Raw genomic sequence first — 25,934 nt, forward strand, 5'->3', positions numbered from 1 at the left:
TAAAACTTAATAAAAAGCATTTAGGCTAAATCCCAAAATCCAGTCTTTTTTTATACTCTTTGGTGCGATTAAGCCTCGCCCTGTAAAGGCATCAATATAAAAATGGTTGAGATAACTTCGTAGTCCTACGACACTTCCCATCAGATGACGCTGCCCAGCAATACTGTTCTCACCGTTCACCCATCCCTGATCTACAGCCATGTAAAATTGAGTATTAGGAATTTGTGTATTTACGCTGATTTCCTGTTGTAAATACTGTCCGTTATCGCCTGATAGCATCAGTTCACCATCAAAACCTCGAACGCTATAACGACCACCGATATAAAAACGATCATTAGGTACTAAAACTCGTGGAGCATATTGTCCGCGCCAGTTCAAACGGTATTGAGCAGGCGTATCTAAAAGCAAAAATGGCATTTGAAAACGTAAATCGGCACTCCATATCGGTGCACGGGAATACCCTTCTGACGGTAATGGATTTTTATCAATGTCCTTAATTTGTTCTTCTGGTGCTAACAACGCATCAAATGCGCCTGTGCCATGCCGATAATCCAAACCCGCATCTAATACAGCATCACCCAGATATTGGCGATGTTGTATCCCGGCATTCCAGCCTGAAGTTTTTCTACGTTGTACTTCGATTTCAATATCATCAATAAAGTTTGAATTTTGCTTATGGTAGAGCTTGCCATAGAGGCTGGTTTTATGTTGCCCACTTCGGCTAAGTACACGGGATACATTCAAATTACCCTGCTGACTTAAGCCGTGATAACGTAGTACACCATTTGCACCCAATACATTTTGCTCGTATTGATAACGGCTATAGCTAGTACTGAAATCATAATTTCCTAACGGAAGCTGATAACTTACAAAGTAGTTTCTATTTAAGTCTCGATGTAAGTTATCTAATGAATGGCTAAAATTAAAAGAAAGAGAATCACTCAAATGGAATGGATTATTAATATTGAGTCCCAGACTACCAATATACCGGCCAGTCTCTTCACTACCTGAATTATCCAGACCAAAATTTAAATTGATTTTCGATTGTGCCTGTAACTTGATAATCAGATCACTATAGCCTTGAGCTTCCTGAACAGTTTCATCTGCCGGCACAATTTGTATATCTACCGTATAAGCCCGCTTTAAGTTTTCGAGACCCTGATCAAGTTGTTGGAGATTCAGGACATCACCTTCTTTAAAGGGTAAAGCTACTTTAAGTTGTAATAAGGAGAGTTGCTCACCTTGTACGATAATTTTACGTAAACGCCCAATCTGTACACCAAGCCGTAAAGAGCCTTGCTGAATATCTTGAGGATCAACAGTAACCTGACTGGTAATAAAACCCTTTTTAATCAACTCATTTTGGGCGAAATTAACGAGGTTATGTAAGCTTTGTGTACCAATACACTTGCCAATAATCTTCTGCGGATGATTCCAGATTGCCCGAAGCATAAAGTGAAATTTATAGTGTTCAGGGTACTGTAACGTCTTTCTATCAAAATCAATATTCTTGACCTGAACACACGGCTCTTCAGAAACAACTATAGTTTTAAAATTTGGTACATTTTTTGCATTATCTTTAGGTGATAGTTGGGTGAATTGATCTTCTAATTGCTGATTTAATTCTTTTAAACGTTGATCCTGACGGATGCGGTCTGGTAAGGAAATATCATCCACTGCTAAGACTGTTTGGTGCCAGCATATAGCAAGAACAAGGAAACCTATGCTTTGGATTGACAGAAAATTCATTTTTATACAGACAGGTCTATGTTACAAATTTAATTAAAAAATATACAAAAAAGATATTGATAGCAATACTCTTTTTAAAAATATATTGAGATTTAATAAATTATTTTTATAAATTAATTTATTGATTTTCAACAACTTAAATTCACAAAAAACTCAGATTAAATAATCAAAAATGATTTTAACTCCAGTTGAAAACCAATTATTATTTGCTACTTATTTGTAAATAATTTATTTCCTAAACCTTATTCCGATTTAGTATTTCAAGCTTTTTCTTATTCAATAGCGCCAGTAAGTAAACTTATGATTAACAAATTCTGAGTTAGGGCTATTTTTTATATTAAATTGATAGTAAATTTTTTACTAAGAAGTTTAAGAGAAGACCAACCATTAAAAGTTAAATCAGTCTATATCGTATTAATTTTTTTATGAAAAACTTATTTTAGAAGTAATATACTTGCTTAATATTGCTTGTGTTTTTAAAGTTTTTTGTAAAAAAATGGTGTACCCAGGAGTGATGTTTAAACCAAAACTTCTTCCGAATTCAGTGAAGCTATTTTTTAATAGTGAGTTCATTTTCACCAATTAAACCCAGTTTTAGATCATTATGAGTTAAGTTAAAATTACTCTCATGTCAGGCAATTTTTTAAGTCGTATGATTTGAGACTCTTTCATCAAAAGAAAGATTTTAGTGCAATTATGCACCATAGAAGAACATAGGGCACTATATATTAACTGAATTAAATATAGTGTGGATGTCATTATCAAGGTGAATTATCTTAATAAGGTTATTTAATCCAGATTACAACTCAGGCTTATAATTAAGAAACACTATAAAGGTAAATATGATGCACTAGCAATTTTACTAGACTAAGCCTACTTTTATATTTAATTGTATTTTTTAAAATTCATGAAAAAGCCACATTGGCTGAAATGTGGCTATACATAGACTTGAATTAACTTTAATAATCAGCCTAATAAATAGACTTAGGCTAATTCAACTACTTAAAAATAAATTTAAAGCACTATTCTTAAAGCTTGTTCCAATCCACGTTGCTTAATCTTCGCTCCCATTCCAAACCATGCTGAGTTCAATCGATGATCTCGACTCATTGCACGGCGTTCATGATCAACAAACTCGGTAATACTACAAAGTAAATCATAAGCTGTGTCTTTCACTGAACTTAACTCTGCTCCCCGTCCCTGTCCATTAAACATTTCCATAGCCTTCGACATGGCCCGACCATTTGGTTCAGTTTTATTGTCTACTATCTGGGACCTGATAGAACTGATTAACCTCATGAAAACTGTGAACATGCATAAGCATACAAACTAACAGATGAGAATGAAGCTGCTTATTTATCTGGTGCATATCTTGAAACGTAAAGAATTAATAAGTAGTTAAACAGACTATAGTATCTACAGATTCTTCTTAGAGTATATATAGCCTTTTGGGAGTGGAGCATCACATGGTTGATCCGTCTTTACATTCACCATTTTCACAGGCCCATCATTGTAAATTGTAACCTTACAGCCTTTTACAATATATTACTGTTGAATGCCACCGTACATTTCTTCCTCAGAAGCAGCAGCTGCAATATCACAAGTCTTATCAACACGGCATACTGTTTCTTCCCCACTAAACTCTGCTCCGCCACTAGCCTCTATAGCTTCTGCTCCAGCAGCTTCCATTACTTCAGCATCTACAGTCTGTATTTTTGCTGCAAATAATTCTCTTATTTTTAATTTCAAGCCCAAAATAAACTAAATTTTCCTCTCAATGACATTTCATAAAATCAATTTAATAATTAATAACGGTAACTAGAATATCTATATATTTTCTAAACTCATTCTAATTTAAATTCTATAACTATTGATTTAATTCATCTTTATAAAGATTAACTAGACCATTAATCATTAAATTCAAACCAAAAGAAAACTCAACTTCTAGAGGAACGGGTATCTCGTTGATAACTGTTAGAGTGGATGGAAATTGAGTCCAATCAATATTATCAAATGCATTAGACTGTTGAGGATCACCATTACTTAAATCATTCTGATCTGAAAGTTGTATAGCAAATCCAAGAACAAATCGGGCAAGTGTTGTATAAGCCTTAGCTGCTAGCGATGGGGAAAACCCATTGCCAAGGAACAAGGCAAAACTTCGCTCCCTTTGTTTCATAGCACTAGGACCATTTGGAATCGACTCAAGTAAAAGTCTTGCGGCTCCTCTATGAGTCGCTAAAACCTTGAACATATGTGTTGCCAATATACGACATGCTTCTTCCCATTTTAGCCCTCCCATATCAGGCATCGTAGCTTCCATTTTCAAGAATAATTGGTCAACCACTTGTGCTACTAAATCCTCACGGCTTTGGAAATTCCGATATAATGTTGCTGTTCCTGAGTTTAATTTTTTTGCAAGATAACGTAGGGTTAATGCATCAGCACCCTCAGTAGTAGCAATTTCTAGGGCAACTGCCAGTATACGATCAAGTGGAAGTGAAGGACGACCTGGGGATACTTGGGATAGTGACATCATTACCTCTATCAAATATTACATTTATATTCATATTAAATGATTTTAATACTGAATATTTAACAGCATTTTAAAAAACCAAAATGCATTATAATAAAATTTTGTCAGGATATGGTTGATCGGCCCAAAATAATAAACCGATATTTAGAGTTCTATTTTAAAGACCCATATTGTTGCTGCTTATGGTTTATTAAACACTCTTATAGCAATACAATTTTAATTGAGATTTAATCAAGCCATCCATTTTATTGATCATTATTTACCCTCTCTGTTTTATAAAGCAACAGTGATAATAAAGGAAAAATAATACCAACCATACATACTAATGGCCATCCTCCATAGACATAGCTAATACTAGCTGATGCTGAACCCACTGCACCGCCTAAAAAAAACAAAGCGATAAATAAAGCATTTAATCGGCCTCTTATATGTTCTCCAAGAGAAAATATGACACGTTGTCCAACTACAAGATTCGCTTGAACTCCAAAGTCCAAAAGAACCGCTGAAACCAACAAGACTCCTAAAGAATTTATTCCCCCAAACCATGCCAGTAAAAATGAAAAAAACACCATTGTAATAGATAATCCAGTCATCAGATGTGACTTTCCTTGATCAGCCAGCCAACCAGCTATTGGGCCAGCAACAGCACCTGCTACGCCTACCAGGGAGAACAGGCCAATATCATTCTGATTCAAATTAAAGCGCGGAGATGCTAAAATCAAAGGAACGGCTGTCCAAAACAAACTAAAACTTGCAAAAAGTGTTGCCTGGTAAGCTGCACGGCGACGTAGTTCAGAAGTATCACGTAAGAGATACCAAAGTGACCCTATTAACTCATAATAATTATGCTGAACTTTTGGTATACGTGATGGTAACAATCGCCACATCATTCCGATCAGAATTACCATAATTACCGAAGATAATATATACACAAACCGCCAACCAAAGCTTGCTGCAATAAAACTAGAAATTGGCCGTGATAGCATTATACCAATAAATAAGCCACTCATAACTTTACCAACCACTCGTCCTCGAAATTCTATTGGTGTCATATGAGCGACAATTAAAACCAGAATTTGTGCTGAAATTGATCCAAAACCAATCAAAAAACATGAAAATAAAAATACATGCACACTCTTTGAAAATGCTGCAATAACTAAAGTTAGAACTCCCCCACTCATGATAAATAAAAATAACTTACGATTCTCAAGTAAATCACTGAGTGGAACTAGTAACAACAACCCCAAACAATAGCCAATTTGGGTTAATGTAACGATTAAACCACTTACTGTAGTAGTTAGATGAATATCTGGTGCAATTAAACCTATTAGAGGCTGAGCATAATACAAATTAGCGACAATTAAGCCACATGCACAAGCTAATAAAAAAATTAGCGAATTTGGTGGAGGGACTTGGGGCGCTGTAAAATCTACTATTGTTTTATCTATAGTCTTCATAAGTTAAGATTTCACCCCTTCAGAGTACATAAAAAATTATGCAGTTTTTAATTTAAAAAATTTTTAAGAACGGCTTTGTTTTATTAACGTTCTGTGAACAACGTGATTAATGACTTTATTGCGTAAACGCGCCATCATTGTTTGTGATTGCATTACGCCAACAAGGCGCTGCCCTGACTCGTATAATTGTTCTTTTACTAAATTGAGACTTGCATCTAATAATTTGTAATCACGTTTACGCCATTGACCTGCGATCATTACAGCTTCTATATTGGCAATGCTAGCTTGCAAAGCCGTAGCAATCGGGTCATGAGCTGGCCACAAATTAATAGCCTGAGCATCTATTACAACAATATCTGCTTGCATCCCAACCTCTAATCTTCCTATACGATCAGAAAGTCCAAGCGCACGTGCCCCTTCTGTTGTTGCCCAAGAAAGTGCCTGCTTACTTGAGATCGTTGGCTTTGGAGAAAAAAGCCCTGTAGTTTGTCTCTGCTGTTCATGGTCAAGTCCACGTTGTTGAGCCAAAGCTATACGTGCTGCGGTGAGAATTTCGCCTGACAGAACAGTATCGACATCAGTACCAAGTGACGGAGCCGATCCATAACTTAAAAGCCGACCTGTGATGGGAAAACCATGCCCTTGTCCCAACTCATTCTCAGGAGTAGAAGTAAAGCTAGCACCCGCATCTACAAATATCTTCAACCAATCATCAGGAATTTCATTGCCGTGCACAATATTGGTTTTCGGCCCAATCAAATTGGCATTTCGTACAGCTTCCCATGCTTCACCAGGCTTACCGCCACTTTGATGCATCGAAACAATAATATCGCGTTCACGAGCTCCTCGAAAATCAGCCAATGCTATTTCCTTTTTTGAGTATTGAGGGCCTGGAATTGCGATTCCCAACGTTAATAAATCATGAGCTGCTATTGGGCCTCGCAATAATCGATCAACTTCCTGCATTGGATGTTCAGATTGTCTAAATTTATGCGGCATACCATGTAAAAAAACGCCACGAATCCCTGACTCAATCAATCCTTGAATCGTACTATCGGCATGTTCTTTTGTTTGCACATTATGGCACCAGTCGCCTAATGTAGTTGTTCCACAGTTAATTTGATTTAAGGCACAAGCACGTGCAGCGATTCGCATATCCTCTGGTGTGTAGTGCTGTGCCAATCCAGCATGTGCTTGCGCAAGATATTCTAATAATGTCCAATCAGCTCCTACAGATCTTAATGCCGCCTGCCAACTATGTAAGTGTGCATTAACAAGACCTGGTATAAGTATTCGTCCAGTAAAATCAAACACCTCAACGTCAGGAATCTCTAACATAGGTTCCATTCTCGTGATGCGTCCATTTTCTACCAAAATATCAATACGTTCAAAGTCTGGTCTATCTTGCGCCATGGTAATAACCGTTGAGCCGCGTAATAATATTCGATTCATTTGCTTTACTCTAAATGATGAGCAACCCGCTATTTAGCGGTGCTATTTTCTTAATATAAGCTTTTAAGTTATCTTGCATATTCGAGGTTGCTATATAGCCAATATAACCATCAGGTCGAATTAACATTACAGTATCTGCAGATACACCATATGCTTTACTAAATGTTCGCTTTGTATCTTTCAATACATAATCAGCACTATGTGAATCATCGACATTTATAAGTAAGCGTTTTAAATTAGCCCCTTTAGAAGGCCATGCAAAATCTTTGACTACTTGAGCAGTTTTTTCACCAAAACCAATAAGCGTGAAATGTGGGCCCTGAAAAGTATCAAATAAACGGATTTGTCCACCATGTACAGCAGTTAGGTCCGCATCTGGAGCACGATCCCCAGCATGTATTTTTGAATTAAAAGTGCGATCATTTAAAGCAAGTGGGCCATTACGATATGTTAATGATAGTTGTGACTCATCTTTACCACGTTTAATACTGGAAGGATCAAGCTTAGCAATGCCATCATATTTTTTGGTTGATAATGCCAGTACAGATGCTGCTATAGGCCAACGCTCTGCTTCATAACTATCAAGTAGACTATTATCTGTACCTGCCAACACCTGAGCAATTTTCCAACCTAGATTGTACGAATCTTGAATACCTGTATTCAGTCCTTGTGCACCAGCTGGGGTATGCACATGCCCTGCATCACCTACAAGAAAGACTCGACCACTTCGATATTTTTCTGCCATCCGAATATTAGGTCTAAAAACCGACTTCCATTGCACGTGATGTAGTACGACTTTCAAATTACCTATCCGCTTTTGAATACGTGCATTAATAGCATCTAATTCAAGTTCAGGATGCTCTTCAGGTGCTAAACGTATCATCCATTGGAATAAATCACTATTTGGTAGTGGGCATGCAGCAATAAATTGCCCACTTTTCCCAGGCCAAATATGCCATCGGTTACGAGATAAACCCGTTGTCACACCATCAACAATGATAATTCGATCTTCTTCAAAAGTTGATCCAGTAAACTTAATACCTAACTGCTGACGTACTTTGCTAGAACCACCATCTGCACCCACCATATAACGTGCAGTAATTTCTTCTACTGCCCCATCCTCTCTCTTAATTTCAGCAGTTACGTAATCATCTGTCTGGCTTAGAGAAACGAATTGTTTACCAAACTCAACCACGCCATTTAACGACTTAAATCGTGTATGTAATACAGCATCTGTGCTGAACTGCGGGATCAATAATGTGTTTGGAAAAGGTACATCCGATGAACGTGATCGATTGGACATCATTCGCCAAGGAATTGTAAATGGGCCAAGGTGAACACCAAGAAGCGGATATGCATTGCCTGCTTGAAGTACCTCATTCACTAAACCTAGATCCTGAAAAATCTCCAACGTTCTCGGCTGAATGCCTTTTGCTCTTGATCCATCAAAGCTGGCTGAAGCTTTATCTACAACACGGATGTTAAGCCCACGGCGCTTTAAATCTATTGCAAGTGCCATACCAGCTGGACCCGCACCAACGATGAGCACATCAATTAGATGCTCTTTAGTTTTTTCACTCATGATATATTCCTAATACTATAAATTATTTACAAACAATTGGATAAATCTTGCAACTTCATTCGAGCGTTCAAAAGGCACCATATGGCCACAGTCAAGTACATGACACTGCTTTGGTTGTAGAAGAAGACAAGCATTCTCTAGGCTGTCAATTGGAGTTACTCGATCCTCTTTTCCCCAAATCAACATAGTAGGTATTTTTAATTCAGACATACGTTGATATAGAGCAGCCCGATTAAATAGTCCAAAGTGCTGTACAGTATCGAAAACTGCATGGAGAGAACCTTCAAACCGATATGCGTCAAGTAACATATTTGAGAGAACTGCAGCATGGGTTTGATCCCCTAAGTCGTTACTCTCATGTAGTGAAAGCCACTTACTTCCAAAATTCTTAGCAATTACTCCGGCAAGTAAATTACTAGATTGCAACAATCGTAATGCAATCGGTTTTTTAGCAAGTCCAGCAGGCCCAGCTACTGTTAATGATGAAATAGCATCAGCATTTTGGTTTACGTACCCCATAGCAACTAGAGCACCCATAGAGGCACCCACAATGTGAAAGCCATCAGCTAAGGCAAGGGCTTTTATCAATTCACTTATCTGTCGTATAAATAAAGTATCATCGTAACTAGTGTTACGAATCCGATCTGAATACCCCCGCCCGTAAGAGCTATACGTTAACGTACGAAATCCAGCTATATGTAAAATCGAAATAATTTTATCCCAATAAAATAAAGGCACTGTAAGACCACCAACAAACACAATAAGCTGTCCATTCTCCGGACCTAAGAGCTCGTAATGAGTCACACCATCAGATAGTTCAATATAATTTCCACGCAGAGCAGTTCGCATCTTTTCATTCAGGCGATGATTTTCGCTTTTTAAGACAAAGTACTTCATGATTTATTTTCTGCCTCTCGTTATTTTTTTAAATTATTCAGAAATTTTTCAATAGAGTCAGCAACCCATGCTGGGTCCTCCTCAGGCAGTAAATGCCCTGCATGCGTATGTACTAATTCCCGACTACCGGAAATATCTTTTGAAAAATTTTGACCATTAATAGATTTACTTCTTAATACAAGTGTGGGCACTGTAATTTCACGAATTTCAACACTACAATCTTTTTGATCAGTATTCATAAGGTCAATAAAAGCAGAACGGTTACCAGGCAACGACATCAAACCATGCACTCTGTCAACCATCGCCTTATTCACAATTGTAGAAGTAGAACCAACTATCGATTTAAGATTACGCTCAGTTGCAATACGCGGTAGCCACAATCGTAATAAAGGTCTAAAAAAAGGATTGCGTGCCAAACGAAGCCCTGAAGGAATGTTCTTTTCTGGATAACCTGTCGCATTGATCAACACAATTCCATTAAGTTTATATTGATGTTTCAATGCCAGATTCCACGTAATATTTCCGCCTAGCGAATTTCCCACTAAACTATATTTACTAAATTTCAATACCTCCATAAATCTTGCTATGGTTGAAACATATGTCTCAATACGATAATCATGATCGGGACGTGGTCCTGTTAACCCAAACCCAGGAAGATCAAGCCAAATCACTGTAAAAGACTTTGACAAAAGTAATGCAACTTCTTCAACTCCTTGTAAAGAAGATCCACTCCCATGAAGCATTAAGATTACAGAGCCTTTGCCTTTTAGCTTGTAATGAATTCGCAAACCATCAACTACTACAAACCTTGAGTCTTTTTGCGGTTTAGCCCAATTGTTCATGATATATACTCACAATATTTATGGATACTATGTATCCATAAATATTTAATGTCAATAAAAGAATGAAAAATAATCAGACTTTCTAAAATAAAGAATTAATAATTAAAAAAATGAAATTTACTTAGAAACAGGAATAAATACTTTATTAATCAATTATATAATATAAAATTTTATTTACTTTATATGTCAAATCTTACAACCCAACATAGTCATGGCGATATTTTATCAAACTAAATACAAGTCAATTTAATACCAAGACTTATGCAAGGCTTGTACTTTTCATACATAACGGTTACATTGTATCCAATATTCAGGTTAACTCATATACACAAGAGACTAATTGCCTGCAAAATTAGAAGGTGGAATTAAGAATTTGGAATGGTATATAAGATACGTTTAAATTAAACCAAGTATGCCCGATACCACAAAAAAGATAAAATTATTCCACCCCTAATTAATAAGTTATTTTTAATCAAACACTTAAAATTCAAGAAGGATTGTGTAAGTATTTTAAGTGCTAAGTAAAATTTAGTAAAAAGGAAGAAAACCATGCAATTTAAATTTTATGAATCTTTTTTGCCAACGTATATTCCTCTTACAATTGTGGAACTTTGCTTACAAGAGCATATTTCTTATGAAGATATTTTTTCAAATTTAGATCTTTCACTAGATGATTTACGCAATAAGCATTTTAAACTAACATATGCAGAGTTAAATACTTTAACATTAAATTGTATAACAGCATTATCTTCAGATGAACTATCAATAAAAGTAGGTAAATATATACAACTACACCATTTAGGTATAATTGGGAAATTATTAGAATATAGCCCAACACTTGCTGATGCCCTTCATATCTTAGAGAGATATAGTCTTTTAATTGACCCTACAATTTGGTTTAAGGTTGAGCAACAAGATCAACTAATTATCATCCACTACCGTAAAATGATTCCTCTTGGTGATACATATCAATTCAATCAATATAGCCAAGAAGTCCTTAGTATTCTAATAATTCGATTATTAACTAATTTTTACGATATAAAAGGATTACAGCTAGAATTTGAATTTCCAACACCTGTGTACTCTCGGAAATTAAACTTTTTACGATGTTCAATCGACTGGAACAAACCCGAGACTCGACTTATTATCCCAATAATAAATCTTGAAAAAAAATCCCTTATAAATAAAAAAGAATCTGAATTTTACCAATTAATAAAGCAAGCTGAGTATGATTTCAAGGTGTTTAATAGTATAAAAAAAAATTGGATATTTCAGGTACTTGGTCTTATTTACAGTCACATCAACAAACCACTAAATACAAAAGATTTTGTTAAGCTTTTATATATTTCACGAAGTACTTTTTTTAGAAAATTACAAGAACATGAAACCAATTACGAAGATCTTATACAATACGTACGTATGGATTTTGCAAGTAAATATCTTATACAAAATAGAGGGTCAATTAGCTCACTTGCTTATTATCTAGGTTTTAGCCACCCTTCCAACTTTATTAAATATTTTAAGCAATGCTTTGGTATGACACCTAAACAATGGCAAAACAAACATAATGAGACTATTTAACTATTCAATTGAGACTATTCAACCATTTTTTTATTTTGTAATAACTTAGACTTCATTCTAAGTCTTTAGGAATAAGGCTTAATTAAAATGGAATTTAAGGAATTAAGATGAACAAAAGTTTTTTTATCGGTACTAGTTTAACCATTTTCCCATTTAGCTTAACTTTAGGGGCTGGAATGGAACGCACGACCCAAAGTGTTGCAGCATTCTTGCAACCTAATCATTATTTTGAAGCAGGAATAAATGTGCTTGATCCAAATGTATCTGGAAAAATTGACTCTGATTTTAATAAAGGTGGATTAAGCGCAGCTGCAAATATGGATACAGGTAATATTGCCAATCACTATATTGCACCATCTGCGGCTCTCAAGTTACAGCTTACAGATCATTTCTCAATTGGTTTTTTATACGATCACCCTTTTGGTTCAGACTCACTTTATCCCATACAAAAATTACCAGCCTATACTGAAGGTGATGCAAGTACTGGTGCTAAAGTGACCACACAAAACTTAAGCACAATTGTCGGCTATCAACCAAATGAAAATTGGAATTTCTATGCAGGCCCAGTCTTACAAACTGTAAAAGGTGAAACTCATGTCCGTGGTGCAGGATATATGTGGTTAAAATATGACATGACAACTTCTGAGAAATTGGGTACAGGTTGGTTAGCAGGCTTCGCTTACTCAATTCCTGAAATTGCATTAAAAACATCACTAACCTATCGTTCCGAAATCGATCATGATGTAAAAATGACGGAATCACTAGCACTGAGACATCCAGTATATGGTGTCACCGACTTTGGTACTGACGTATCACCTTCAACTGTAACTACACCTCAAAGCATTAATTTAGACCTGCAATCAGGAATCATGGCTGATACTGTTGCATTTGCAAATGTACGTTGGGTGGAATGGTCAAAGAATAAAATCTCTCCTCCCAAATTATACAAAACAACACAACAAGTGATGGGTAAAGGAATAGATTTAGTTACTTATTATGAAGATCAGATTTCAGCAAACGTTGGATTGGGACGTAAGTTAAACGATCATTGGGGAGGAAGCTTGTCTGTAGGTTGGGATAGTGGTGCTGGTGATCCGATTACAACATTAGGGCCAACAAAAGGTTACTGGAATGTCGGTGTTGGTTTTAAATTTAGCCCTCAACCCAATTACGATATTGCCTTAGGTGTAAAACATTTTTGGTTAGGAGATGCTAGAGCTCAGTCTGCTGCTGACTTTGGCACAAATAACTCAGATGCTTATTTTAGTAATAACACAGCATGGGCTTATGGTCTAAAAATAGGTTATAAGTTTTAAGGAACACTATAAATGAATATTATAAATATTAAGCCTAATATGTTCAAAAATGAAATTCTTCTCAAGAAATCATCACCATTTGAGACATTAATTAAAGCCCAGGAAACTTTAATAAATAGATCAACAAAGTTTAGAAATAATTTTCTAATATTGTTTTTTTTATTTTTAATTTGTATTTCTAATACTTGGGCTAGTGACATCGTTGGTAAATGGAAAACTATTGACGATAAAACAGGAACTCCTAGGGCAGTTGTTAATATTAATAAAAATAGTGATAATAGCTATTCTGGAAAAATTGAAAAAATTTATAATTTACCAAATGGGAGTTCACCAAAATTTGATAAGTGTGTTAATTGCAAAGGTGATTTAAACAATAAACCCATGATTGGATTAAATATATTATCTAATTTTATTATAAATCCCAAAGTTAAAAATGAATATATTAACGGCCAAATCCTTGATCCTGCCTCTGGAAATATATATAAAGGTAAAATTACAATGAGCTCAAACGGTAAAAAAATAATACTTCGTGGCTATATAGGTATTTCACTTTTGGGACGAAGTCAAACTTGGATTAGAGCTGATTAATATAAGTTAAAATAATAAGAGAGTATTTACTCTCTTTTAATTATTAAATATATTCACAGTGAAATGTTATTCAAATCTATTTTCTTCAAAAACCATTACCGTTCGTTCTGAACCTCTTTAAATTATTCTCTGACAAAATTCAGCTTGATAGTCTGCTGAAAATATTATATTTTTCAATTAACATAAAGCTCCAAAATATATTTAAATTTTCTTTATCTCTCATTTTAAAATTGAGACTACTATATTCTGCTTATACATTTACAGCCTGTCCCTACTTAGACTTTATGCTCTTAATTGGTCCTGAATTTAATTGATAATCCCTACTCATCATACACTACGCTCATGATTCTCAAGCTCATTAATATTAAAAGTAAACGCGACACTGAAACTTAGCTGAACTTGACACTGCTCCCTGATTTAATAGATTAAATATCTTCACTTCTTTAGTCATCACTCGACTATTAAGTTCAGCTCAACTTTGAATGTTGAGTTCTGCTGCACTCTTATTTAACGAAGAAATATCATCTATATCCAAATTATAATAAAATATGCAATATTAATTTATATATTTCTTAAAGTGTCCTGTAAAAATTTTATAAACCATTTTTGTGCTGCAATATCACTTGATTTTTTATACCAATGTAAAGTGATATCAAATTCTGGTAATTCAAATGGCACATCATAAATGTTGATATTTTTATTTGACTCAAAAAAGAGACTGATTCTCTCTGGTACTGTTACAATTAAATTATGCTTTTCAATAAGCTCATTGAGGATACTAAACTGAGGTACTCTTAGCTTAATTTTTCGACGTAATCCTTTTTTATTCAAATAATTTTCAACTAGATTATGTCCAGTTGAGGCTGAAACAATTGCATGATTTTCCTTTAAGAATTGCTGTAAAGTTAATTCATTGTTCTCTAGTTTAATATTGTTACTAACCAAACAAACATACTTTTCTTGAAAAAGCTTTAGCGTATTAATATTTCGATCTTCTAAATTTTTATTACAAATTGCAGCATCAATCTTACCTGTAATTAGCCAGTCAGTGAGCTTATTCATGTCCATACTCACGACTTCCAATGAAATATTAGGGGCAATTTTATCTAATTTTTCATAAATTTTAGGTAAAAAATAAAGTCCACCAATATCGGTTAATGCAATTTTAAAACACCGTTCACTATTTGTGATATCAAAATTGGTCACTTCACTAATGGTATTTTCTATATCTATTAAAGGTTGATTTAAAGATTCATATAATTGAACAGAATATGCTGTGGGGATCATCCCTTCTTTAGTTCTGTTAAACAGTTGGTCTTTGAAAATGTGTCTTAGGCGAGCCAGATTATGGCTTACAGAAGGTTGGGTAATATTTAAACGCTCCGCAGCAACACTTACGCTACGTGTATCATAAATCGTAATAAAGATTTTAACCAAATTCAGATCAATCATAATGAATACTTCGAAATATAAAATTTGGATTTAACTAACAATCATTAAATTATCACTAAAATCAAGTCATCAGACTTGCCTCTATATAATTCCCTATGATCTTAAACAACTTTGATCTACATTTTCAAAAACATAAACTACTGAATTCTATTAATTTAATATTTTTCAAACTGTATTTTACACACCATTATAGACATAGCTAATATACAATAATATGTTTTATTCATTTGATCAATAATTACTATATCAATAAACTCATATTAAACCGAATATATTTAATTTATTAAATAGCAGGAAAGCTATATAAAACATTAATTTTAAATGGAAATTTAATTAAGGAAGGAATCTATGCAAAAGGTAAATGCAATAGGTCTCATTGACCGAACTACTCTAAATAAACACCATAAACTACTCGTATTTTGGTGCTCTATCATTATGTTATTTGATGGATATGACCTCGTTATTTATGGTTCTGTCTTACCTCATTTAATGACAGAGTGGGCCTTATCGCCTCAAACAGCAGGTCTGCTTGGTGCAGCGTCATTAATGGGTATGATGATTGGTGCCGTAACATTAGGAATGGCCGCAGATAAGTTTGGTCGTAAAAACATCATTATATGTTGTGTTATTTTAGCTAGCATTGCCGTAGCACTGAATGGATTTGCACACAATACTCAGACTTTCTTTATATGTCGTTTATTCACTGGAATAGGTTTGGGCGGTGCCGTACCTAATTTAGTTACCATCATCAAAGAAATGTCACCCAATACCCATCGTAATCGTCTAATTACCTTAATGCTTTCATTTTACGGTGTAGGTGCAATACTTTCGGGTATATCTGGCTTATTTTTTATCCCACGTTTTGGATGGCAAATTACATTTTGGGTAGCAGGCTTATTCATTTTTGTTATTCCGTTTATATATAAAACATTTCCTGAATCGATTAGCTATTTAATACATAAAAATCGTCAAGCTGATGTTGTCAAAACGTTAGAAAAATTCAATCCACTGCATCAACATCAACCAGAAATGCAATATGTAGTTGATTTAACTCCCCCTTCACAAAAGATCCCTGTAATTGGTCTGTTCACAGAAGGAAAAGGTTTAGGAACATTATTAATCTGGTGCGGTTTCGCCATGGTCATGTTAATGGTATACGGCCTTAATACATGGCTGCCAAAATTAATGAATGTCGGAGGCTATTCTTTAGGTTCGAGTATTTCTTTTCTAGTAACTTTAAATATTGGCGCTATTTTAGGAACTCTTATCTTTGGCATTATTGCAGATAAAATTGGGACTAAAAAAGCGCTGATTTTAGGATATTTGCTTTCTATTATTTCCATTAGTTGTCTAGGATTTCATCCACCAGCAATCCTCTTAACACTTCTTCTTATTATTGCAGGTGGAGCTACTGTAGGCACAATGGCAGTCATACATGCCTTGGCAGCAGACTTCTACCCTACCAATATGCGTTCAACAGGTGTGAGTTTTGCAGCAGCCATGGGACGTTTTGGTGCCATTTCAGGTCCGTTGTTTGGTGGTTTTCTCTTAGCTGTCAATCTGCCATTTGAACAGAATTTTATGGTCTTTTCTATTCCTGGCATTATTGGCGCTATTTCAATTGCTTTGTTTAAACATCGCAAATCTTCCGCAATACAACAGGCAGTGAAGAGTTAAATTCTTTACTACTTTTTCAGATGCCCCCTAAATTTAGATTATTTTTGCGAAGGATTGACAGAGATAATCTAAATTTAAAATACAGCTATCTTCCGTTAAATTTGGCAATAAAACTCTTTACTACTTTGTTTGTATAAATCTATCTAAAAATAGTAAGCATAAAGGACACGAGTAATAAAAAGTTATCAATATCTAGATATTGGTATGAAAAATGCTTGAATTAAATAGGCATTTTTTGTTCCACGATAGAAGGGAGTTCTTTTAATGTCTAGCAAATTGGAAATAACAAATAAAGAATTAGATCTATTTTCTGAAATCATATGGCGCCTACGAAAATCAGAAAGTAGTCATGAAAATATGCGACAACAAATACTCATTGATATTACCAAATTACTCAAATCAGATTTTGGGGCATCTCATATCTATGACTGCCATCAAGCAAGGTCTACCAAAGGTATTTCAATTAATATTGACTCTAAAATGATTCAAGAATATGAAAGTCATTTATATATTAGTGACTTTGTCACACGGAAAATGAGAGAACACCGTAAAGCCGCTTGTGTTGATAATCTCATTGATAGAAAAATACTTGAAGTTAGCGAACATTATAATGAGTTTCTTAAACCATGTGGCATGCACCATGGTATGAATGTTTTCTTTGTTAGTCAGAATCATGATATTGGTGACTTAAGAATTTGGCGGAGTGCTGACCAACCACCTTTTGATATAAAAGATTTGATGCTTATTAATGCATTAACTCCTTATTTTGAAGAGTCGTTATCGGCTATTTCACCAAGGCCTACTAAACTGACACAACGTGAAATTTCAGTAGTAGAACATGTCGCAAAAGGTTGTAGTGATAAAGAAATCGCACGATTGATGGGAATTGAGTTCACCACCGTACGCACACATTTAAAGAATGCAATGCATAAAACTGGAGCTAGTAATAGAACTGATTTAGCAATTCGTGGTTTGATGCGTTGTTAAACTCATCATTTTTGAGGATGTGTTGAAAATCATTTTTATGGGTAAATCAGATAACGATACCACGGCGGTGTCGCATTAATCTGAGGGACTCAAAATGTCTAAAATGATACCACTTTTGACATTTGCAATTACATCAACAGTATCAAATATATCAAGAGCTGAAACACTACCTCCTCTTTATACATTGAGTGCAGAGCAAACTGCTCAAGCTATTTGTAATAAAAAGATTTCTAGCGAAGAGGTTGTGAAATATTGGGGTAAACGAATCGAAGACAGACCTCAACTGAATGCTTTTATCACAATAAATAAACAATATGCAGTGAATGAAGCTAAAAAAATTGATGCTCGACTTGCTAATGGCGGTTCGTGCCGCCCATTAGAAGGTGTGCCAGTTGCGATTAAAGACAATATTCAGGTCGTTGGTTTCCCAAATACTGCAGGCACACCAGCATTACGCAACTTTAAACCAACACACAATGCTCCTATCATTAATCAATTATTGAAAGCTGGGGCTATTGTCATCGGCAAAACCAATATGCATGAATTAGCTTTTGGTGCGACTGGTTACAATACGGCTTATCATATTTCTGGTGTTATCGGTGTAAGAAATGCGTTTGATCAAAGCCGTATCGCTGGTGGGTCATCTTCAGGTAATGCTGCAGCATTAGGTGCACGTATGGTACCAATCGCAGTTGGTACTGACACAGGCGGCTCAACTCGTGAACCTTGTGCACTCAATGGATGCGTTGGATTTAGACCAACGGTAGGTCGTTATAGTGGACATGGAATTACTCCTATTTCAACGACACGTGACACTGCTGGCCCCATGGCTAACACCGTTAGTGATGTAATTCTGCTTGATTCAATTATGAGCGGAAAATCACCATTACCCGCTAAACCTGCCTCTAAAATCAGACTAGGGCTACCCGACTTTTTTTGGGCAAATCTAGATGATGATGTCCGTATTAAAGCAAATGATGCAATTGAAGCACTGAAAGCTTCTGGTGTTGAAGTTGTACCAGTTAAAATGCCTGAAATTCAAAGTTTAGTAGCAACAGTAGCAACGCCTGTTGCTATCGTAGAAGCAAAAAAAGCCCTTAAGAATTATCTGAAAGAACAAAAGACTGGAATTACCCTTGATCAAATGGTAACTCAAATTTCTAGTCCTGATGTTCAAGGTATTTTTCATAACATGGTAATGCCTGTGAAGATTCCAGGCAAAGATGGGAAGATGACTTCCGCAGAACCCGTTTATAAAAAGGCAATCAAGGAAGGACTGCCTAAACTGGCCAAACTTTATAAGACTACCTTCGAAGAAAATAAAATTGATGGATTACTGTTCCCGACAGTTCCAGAAGTTGCAATTAAAACAGGTCCTGAAGTAGGAACACCTGAGCATTTTCTTAGAATCATTCGCAATACTGATCCAAGCAGCAATGTCAGCATGCCAGGGATCAGTATCCCTGTAGGGTTAGGACCAAAAACCCAACTTCCTGTCGGCATGGAAATTGACGGACTGCCCGGCAAGGATGCAGAAATTCTCTCTATCGCTAAAACCCTAGAATCTATTTGGGGTCCTAGTCCAATTCCTGAAATTGCTCATTGAGTTTAATTACTAAACCCAGAGCTTTTCACGCTGTAATCTTATTCAGGGAAAAATTATGAAAACAGTTAATTATGTTACGGACAATTTATTTTCACATCGTTATTTAAGTATTGTTTTATTGTTCGCAGGTGGTTTTTTATCAGCAAGCATTAATAATGCCAATGCAGATGATGAAGTATTTAAACCTCATGTTGTAATTACTAATCAAACAGTTGGAAATCTTGATACAGGTCCACGTCCACATTCTTTTGCTAATGCTGGAGCAATATTTACCGGTGCCGACCTCAATTTGGGGAAATTAATGGGTAATGATGCTGGTACTCTGCAATTTGAATACACTTTCTTCCCTTGGCTCCATAACACAGGTTTGCAATCATCAACCAAATGGCAAGGTGCAGCAGGAAGCGCATTTGCTGGTGCAACACTACATAATGATATTGATTCTACAGGATACCTTTCCTTATTTGCGTACAATCAAATGCTGTTAGATGACCACTTACAAATCACCTTGGGTCGAACCAACGCTCAACGATATTTCTATATCTCCAGTTGTGGCGCTATGATTGCATGTAATGATCCACTATTTATGTATACAACCGGTATTCTTCCATACCCTTATGGTAGTTGGGGAGCTTATTCAAAGTATAAAATGGATAATGGATTTTATACTCATGGTGGTGTATTTGAATCCACCCCGCAAGATTATGCAAATAAAACTAACGGCTTGCAGTGGGGCTTAGATGAATCAAGTAAGGCAACAAGCTTATTCGGTATCGGTCACCAAGAGACAATCGCCCAAAATCCTTTACCACACAAATATGAATTAAATGTATTTTCTAATAGTGCTAAACAAGTTGATAGTGATAGTGGGAAAGAACATAACAGTAAAGGTATTCTCTTTCGCTTTAATCAAACCATTTATAATGATAATCCAACCTCGAAAGACCTAGATAAAGCATGGCAAGTATTTGGTGCTTGGTCTTGGAATGCTGACGAATTTCAGCCATTCCAACAATTTATTGAAGCTGGTATTTCTAGGATTGGTCCCTTTGGACGCCTTCAAGATTCGGTAAATTTGAAAGCAAGCTATTTACGATTATCCGAGAAACAAGCTGAATTCCAAACACAACAAAGACTGGATGCTACTGGCATTGACCAGAATACTTCACGAGGAGAATCTCGTGTTGAATTAAATATGCATTGGCAAGCTACTAATTATTTAGCGGTTGAACCAAGTATTCAATATATTTTTAACCCGAGCAATTTCTACAACCCTACCGCAAAACCTAATAAAGACGGTGCAGTTGTAGGACTGCAAATTGTTTATAACCTAGGTGGACGTTTAGGGCTTTAAGCAAATAAGTAAAAGGTATATGTTCTAGTGGAATCAATTCTATTAGTAGAGTTGATTCCGCTCTAATATAAGTTATTAAAAGTAATTTCCGTCTTGTTTTGGCTTAATACCTTTCTTCTTTTAGAAAAAAAACCAGCTCTAAAACTGGTATAGAAATAGAATTCAAAAGCGACTTTAGTACAAAATAACAAGCATATTCAAACTAGCCCATCTTCATATAGTTAAGATGATGTTAATTAATATTAGGTAATATATTCTTTATTCAATTGACTTACGCTAGGACAGCCAATTTGAGCCAATGTTCGGTCTACATCTTGCTTGAGCAGCTGGATCACATCATCTACACCCGCCTCACCATTTGCAGCCAAACCATATAATGTTGCACGCCCTAAACACACCATATTTGCACCTAGACATAATGCTTTAACGATATCAGAACCTCTTCTAAAGCCACTATCTATAAGAACAGGCTGCTCAATGGTTTGAGAAACCTCAAATAAACTCTCCATCGGTGAAATACTACAGTCTAACTGACGTCCACCATGATTCGATAAGATCACTCCATCAGCCCCCGCTTCTATTGCCTTTAACGCATCTTCCTGACGTACAAGACCTTTTACCAATAACGTATGAGGCCAGAGATCACGTATTTTTTTCAAACTTTCTAGATTAAAAGTAGTATCCATCTGCCTCTTGAGTAAGGCATTTTGTACTTCTAAGCTATGTGCTTCTGAGGATTCAAAATTGGCTAATTTAGGCATGCCCTGCGAGAGAAAACGTAACGACCAACTAGGATGCATCATTCCATCCAAAATCAAACTCGGTGAAAATTTTAACGGTATAGCAAATCCATTTCGAATATCACGTTCTCTATAGCCATTTACCCCTACATCCAGCGTAATAATTAAAGTTGTATAACCTGCACTTAAAGCTCTTTGCACCATTTTCACAGCAAGTTCTTGATGTACGACATATAACTGAAACCATTTTTCTCCATCACAGCTTTTAGCAACTGCTTCAATAGACATATTTGAAGCAGTGGATAGCATAAAAGGAATATTGGCTTTCGCTGCACTTTTCGCAAGTATGCTATCAGCATGCGGCCAAAGTGAACTATTCAGTCCTGTAGGTGCAATTGCAAACGGCGCATCCCATTTTTTATTGAAAATTTTACAGGAAATATCGCGCTGACTAATGTCAACGAGTCGCTTAGGTTTTAATCGAAACTGATCAAATATAGTACGGTTATGATTTAAACCTTTTTCATCTTCGGCTCCACCTTCAAGATAATCAAAAATAATCCTCGGCAACGTTCGCTTTGCCTGAAGTCGATAATCTTCTACATTAATCAGCTTTCGAGACAAGATATTCTCCTTTTCATGATAAGTGACTACTATTTTGAATTTTCAGTGCCAATACTTATTTTTACTGGTTTTACCAATTCCTGGATTTAAAGTATTGGTCGGATCGATTTGTTTGAGGTGTGCCTGATACTCAGGTGATGCTTGATAAAGATGCCCAACATTATGCTCTGCAGGATATTTTGCACCTCGCAGCTCCAAATAAGTCAGTACTTCCTCTTTGAACTGGTGTGCATCTACTCCTTCTTTGAGCAAATAATCTTGATGACAAATAAAACAGAAAAAATGTCCACAACAACTTTCCATCTGCACTTGATCTTGCAAATGCTGAGGTAAGTTAATTAACCATTGCTCATCATTGCGTCTAAAGGCAACATCAAAGGAAACCAAACGTTGATTCGGATCAATTCCTTGACTATCTGCGTAATAGATAATGCATCCACCAACAGCAAATCGAATCAGGAATATATTTTTTTCTTCTTTTTTATTACATTGGATAAATTGTTCTGATTGACCTGAAAAGAACTTTAGTAATTGTTGCTGAGTCTCTTCATTATTTTTTATATCTATTTTTAGCATAAGCAGATGCTCATATTGAGCGTGAAACTGCTTCAATCGCGGCTCAATCCATGAAGGTGTCAAACGGTTAAATATTTGAATAAAACGATCTAAAAAATTATTGGGTAAAATAGACGTACGTTTAAAAAAACCATCGACTTTCGCTTTAAGTGCAAATAATTCGGGAATTTTACCTGCACCCAAGAGATCAATCGCTTTGTACATGTGTTTGGCATAGCGTTGCGTTAGTTCAAAAGCATTTTTATGGATATATTCAGCCTGACTTGGTAGCTCGGATAAATTTGCTAATAAGTATTTGCGTAAATGAATCAACTGTAATTCATCATTGCTACCAATCAAATAGGTAGCCGTTTCAGCAGCAGCTTGAAAAGTTGGCAAACGTACAGCGAAGACGGCCAGTTTGCCCGAACAACCAGAACTTTCATGTAAATATTCGGGATTTCCATTATAGCGTGTCGGTGTGGGCGAAGTGGTATCTCTTAAATTTTCAGCATAATTTTCTGCCCAAATTCGCCCCTGCCATGCTTCATTTTGTTTTGTTATATAAGTTTGGTTTTCTAAATTCTTGAAAATTTCTTCAGGGCTTTCTCCTAAGTCGATACCCAAATGATTGACTAATTTTAAATTTCCTTCGGCATCAATCTGAGCAAACAAGGATTTTTCCGTATAAGCTGGCCCTCGATGAATCAAAGATCCACCCGAATTATTACATATTCCTCCAATCACAGATGCACCAATACAAGATGAACCAATCACTGAATGGGGCTCACGGTTGAATGGTTTCAAAGCATTTTCCAGTTCGGTTAATGTTGTTCCCGGAAACGCAAGCACTTGCGTTGCGTCTTCGAGCAACTGCAAGCCTTTTAATTTTTTTGTACTTACCACCACAACATCACGATCATAGTCATTAGAGTCAGGAGTGGATCCACCCGTAACTCCCGTATTAGAAGCTTGTAAGATCATAATCAGATCATGTTTAACGCATTTTTCTAATATGTACCAAAGTTCCAATAAAGTGTCAGGAATCAACACAGCAACTGCTTCACCTTTCCCGACTCTAAACCCTTTTAAGTAGGGAGACTTTGCAATTTCATCGGTTAAGATTTGGTGTGATTTCAATATACTCTGAAATTCTCTTATCCAACCCCTATTTTGCATTGTGATACTCCCTACACATAATTCACTGACTTATTTACAATCAGCTGTTACTACTTCGATTAACACTGGATGATCTGCTTTCAAAGCTTTTTGGAAGGTCTCAACAAAATCCTGATCGCTTCGAACGCTATACGCATCGACACCATATCCCTTAGCAATTTGGGTAAAATCAATATCAGGAACATCCATTCCTGGTACATTGTCAGCTTTTAATACACCTGCAAACCAACGTAACGCACCATAAGTGCCATTTTTCAAAATTAGGAAAATGACAGGAATTTTATATTGTGCTGCTGTCCATAAAGCCGTAATACTATAATTTGCTGAACCATCACCAATGATTCCAACCACTCGTCGTTCTGGCTGAGCCAACTGGATGCCAACTGCAGCAGGCATAGCAAAACCAAGGCCACCTGCAGCAGCAAAGAAGTAGCTACCCTGTCCTGTAATATTTAAACGTTCCCACAATATTCCATTAGTTGAGGTCGATTCATTCGCAAAAATAACATTATCTGGCACCAATGAATTGATCAAATCAAATAATCGTTCAGATTGAATGTAATTTCCCTGACTCGGTGCAGCCAATTCATTTTTCTTACGGGAAATAACCTGTGATTTTTTTGTTTCAACCTGATCGCATAAGCGTATTAAGCTATCTTCTAAATCGCCGACATAGCAAACACCCATAGCTGCTCGGGCTGCTTCTTGTACATCACAAGTTAATGCAATGAGCTTAGTTTGATTGCCTAAATATTTACCTGGTTCATATTGGTGATAACGGAATACTGGTGCACCAAATACTAAAACGAGATCATATTGTTCGAATATCTTTGCAATACCATCAATACTTGCAGGTAAGATCCCTTGATAATACGCGTGAGTAGTTGGAAATGGACAACGTGGAGAAGATGGAGCGACCCACACAGGCACATTTAAAGTTTCCGCAAATTTAATTGCACTGTCATTAGCATTCAATCTGTCGACATCTGTGCCAAATACGAGAGCTACCCTTTTAGCCTGATTGATCTGCTCTGCAATAGCATTTATATCTTTTGCAGATAGACATTGTGAGCTGATTACATCTTTTTCTAATAAATGTTCATTCTGTTCATTTACTTGCACATCCCAATCATCGTAAGGAATTGAAACATAAACAGGACCGGCTGCTTCAGCTTTAGATAAATGAATGGCACGCGTAATAGCGTGAGGCACTTCATGCGCACTAGCAGGTTCGTGGCTCCATTTCACTAATGGTTTCGGTAACAATGTTGCTTCTAAATTGGTTAGGAGTGGTTCTACACCCATCATCGCTCGGTTTTGCTGTCCAGAGGTAATCACTAAAGGAGTATGTGAATTCCACGCGTTACTCAATGCTCCCATTGCATTTCCCGTGCCGGCAGCTGAGTGCAGATTAACAAATGCTGGCTGACCTGTAGCCTGAGCATAACCATCAGCCATCCCGACTACAGCACCTTCATGTAAACCTAAAATATATTGAAAATCAGCAGGGAAATTTTTTAAGAAAGGAAGCTCATTTGAGCCAGGGTTACCAAACACGACTTTAATATTGTTTTTTCTTAAAATGTCATAAGTATATTGGTGGACTGTTTTCACTATAGTTCCTTGCTTGCGATATTATGAATTAATCTTAGAAGCTATAAAAATATAGATCAAATGAATAATAATTATTATAAATTATAGATACTATCTATATTCATAAGTACGCTTAGATATACTATCGAAATATATGCGTATAAAGA

18 protein-coding genes and 2 pseudogenes are annotated in these 25,934 nt (G+C 36.0%); 7 read left to right on the plus strand and 13 right to left on the minus strand.

The genetic code is table 11. The features are described 5' to 3' along the window. Positions 1–6: 6 nt before the first annotated feature. The 9 genes and pseudogenes from ACT53H_RS14870 to ACT53H_RS14910 all read right to left on the minus strand — a co-directional run bounded on the left by ACT53H_RS14870 (position 7) and on the right by ACT53H_RS14910 (position 10,515). On the minus strand, positions 7–1,749 hold the full coding sequence (locus ACT53H_RS14870; RefSeq protein WP_476009535.1) for a ShlB/FhaC/HecB family hemolysin secretion/activation protein: 1,743 nt from the start codon (positions 1,747–1,749) through the stop codon (positions 7–9). Positions 1,750–2,763: 1,014 nt separating this feature from the next. Further along, positions 2,764–3,030, minus strand: a pseudogene (locus tag ACT53H_RS14875) (DUF932 domain-containing protein); the annotation flags it as partial. A 135-nt stretch (positions 3,031–3,165) separates the two neighbouring features. After that, a pseudogene (locus tag ACT53H_RS14880) lies at positions 3,166–3,438 on the minus strand (hypothetical protein). Between the two features lie 178 nt (positions 3,439–3,616). Then, complete coding sequence (locus ACT53H_RS14885) at positions 3,617–4,285, minus strand: TetR/AcrR family transcriptional regulator (RefSeq protein WP_282462959.1); 669 nt, start codon at positions 4,283–4,285, stop codon at positions 3,617–3,619. 245 nt (positions 4,286–4,530) lie between these two features. Next, positions 4,531–5,742: an MFS transporter gene (locus ACT53H_RS14890; protein ID WP_476009536.1), complete on the minus strand. Its 1,212-nt coding sequence runs from the start codon at positions 5,740–5,742 to the stop codon at positions 4,531–4,533. Positions 5,743–5,805: 63 nt separating this feature from the next. After that, positions 5,806–7,194 carry an amidohydrolase family protein gene (locus tag ACT53H_RS14895; protein ID WP_062848779.1) on the minus strand — a complete coding sequence of 463 codons (1,389 nt, stop codon included), beginning with the start codon at positions 7,192–7,194 and terminating at the stop codon, positions 5,806–5,808. 10 nt (positions 7,195–7,204) lie between these two features. After that, positions 7,205–8,776 (minus strand): FAD-dependent oxidoreductase, encoded by a 1,572-nt coding sequence (locus tag ACT53H_RS14900; RefSeq protein WP_476009537.1) that lies wholly within the window; start codon positions 8,774–8,776, stop codon positions 7,205–7,207. A gap of 15 nt (positions 8,777–8,791) precedes the next feature. Continuing rightward, a complete protein-coding gene (locus ACT53H_RS14905; protein ID WP_272309188.1) occupies positions 8,792–9,625 on the minus strand; it encodes an alpha/beta fold hydrolase in 834 nt (277 codons plus the stop codon). Between the two features lie 68 nt (positions 9,626–9,693). After that, a complete protein-coding gene (locus ACT53H_RS14910) occupies positions 9,694–10,515 on the minus strand; it encodes an alpha/beta fold hydrolase (RefSeq protein WP_005131667.1) in 822 nt (273 codons plus the stop codon). A gap of 549 nt (positions 10,516–11,064) precedes the next feature. Here ACT53H_RS14910 and ACT53H_RS14915 point away from each other — a divergent pair. The 3 genes from ACT53H_RS14915 (at position 11,065) to ACT53H_RS14925 (ending at position 14,000) form a co-directional block, all read left to right on the plus strand. Continuing rightward, the gene (locus ACT53H_RS14915) at positions 11,065–12,096 is read left to right on the plus strand and encodes an AraC family transcriptional regulator (protein WP_407967001.1); all 1,032 of its coding nucleotides are present in this window, start codon (positions 11,065–11,067) and stop codon (positions 12,094–12,096) included. A gap of 107 nt (positions 12,097–12,203) precedes the next feature. Next, positions 12,204–13,412: a transporter gene (locus ACT53H_RS14920; protein ID WP_476009538.1), complete on the plus strand. Its 1,209-nt coding sequence runs from the start codon at positions 12,204–12,206 to the stop codon at positions 13,410–13,412. A gap of 12 nt (positions 13,413–13,424) precedes the next feature. Next, positions 13,425–14,000, plus strand: a complete 576-nt coding sequence (locus tag ACT53H_RS14925; protein WP_103236673.1) for a DUF2147 domain-containing protein — start codon at positions 13,425–13,427, stop codon at positions 13,998–14,000. 561 nt (positions 14,001–14,561) lie between these two features. Here the strand turns inward: ACT53H_RS14925 and ACT53H_RS14930 are convergent. Further along, positions 14,562–15,452, minus strand: a complete 891-nt coding sequence (locus tag ACT53H_RS14930; RefSeq protein WP_062848894.1) for a LysR family transcriptional regulator — start codon at positions 15,450–15,452, stop codon at positions 14,562–14,564. Between the two features lie 348 nt (positions 15,453–15,800). Between ACT53H_RS14930 and ACT53H_RS14935 the strand changes: the two genes are divergently transcribed. The 4 genes from ACT53H_RS14935 (at position 15,801) to ACT53H_RS14950 (ending at position 21,076) form a co-directional block, all read left to right on the plus strand. Further along, positions 15,801–17,129, plus strand: coding sequence for an MFS transporter (locus ACT53H_RS14935; protein WP_249666736.1), 1,329 nt, complete (start codon positions 15,801–15,803; stop codon positions 17,127–17,129). Between the two features lie 264 nt (positions 17,130–17,393). After that, positions 17,394–18,116, plus strand: a complete 723-nt coding sequence (locus tag ACT53H_RS14940) for a helix-turn-helix transcriptional regulator (protein ID WP_103236671.1) — start codon at positions 17,394–17,396, stop codon at positions 18,114–18,116. A 94-nt stretch (positions 18,117–18,210) separates the two neighbouring features. Further along, positions 18,211–19,722, plus strand: a complete 1,512-nt coding sequence (iaaH, locus tag ACT53H_RS14945; RefSeq protein ID WP_476009539.1) for an indoleacetamide hydrolase — start codon at positions 18,211–18,213, stop codon at positions 19,720–19,722. Between the two features lie 55 nt (positions 19,723–19,777). Beyond that, positions 19,778–21,076: a carbohydrate porin gene (locus tag ACT53H_RS14950; RefSeq protein ID WP_476009540.1), complete on the plus strand. Its 1,299-nt coding sequence runs from the start codon at positions 19,778–19,780 to the stop codon at positions 21,074–21,076. 242 nt (positions 21,077–21,318) lie between these two features. On the opposite strand, the gene ACT53H_RS14955 is transcribed toward ACT53H_RS14950, so the two are convergent. The 3 genes from ACT53H_RS14955 to mdlC are packed head-to-tail and all read right to left on the minus strand — an operon-like array spanning position 21,319 to position 25,788. Then, positions 21,319–22,440: an alpha-hydroxy-acid oxidizing protein gene (locus ACT53H_RS14955; RefSeq protein ID WP_161282241.1), complete on the minus strand. Its 1,122-nt coding sequence runs from the start codon at positions 22,438–22,440 to the stop codon at positions 21,319–21,321. A gap of 42 nt (positions 22,441–22,482) precedes the next feature. Next, positions 22,483–24,174, minus strand: coding sequence for a D-lactate dehydrogenase (gene dld, locus ACT53H_RS14960; RefSeq protein ID WP_476009541.1), 1,692 nt, complete (start codon positions 24,172–24,174; stop codon positions 22,483–22,485). A 30-nt stretch (positions 24,175–24,204) separates the two neighbouring features. Next, the gene (gene mdlC / locus ACT53H_RS14965; RefSeq protein WP_476009542.1) at positions 24,205–25,788 is read right to left on the minus strand and encodes a benzoylformate decarboxylase; all 1,584 of its coding nucleotides are present in this window, start codon (positions 25,786–25,788) and stop codon (positions 24,205–24,207) included. Between the last annotated feature and the right edge of the window lie 146 nt (positions 25,789–25,934).

The sequence above is a fragment of the Acinetobacter sp. DMC2 genome (assembly GCF_056314305.1).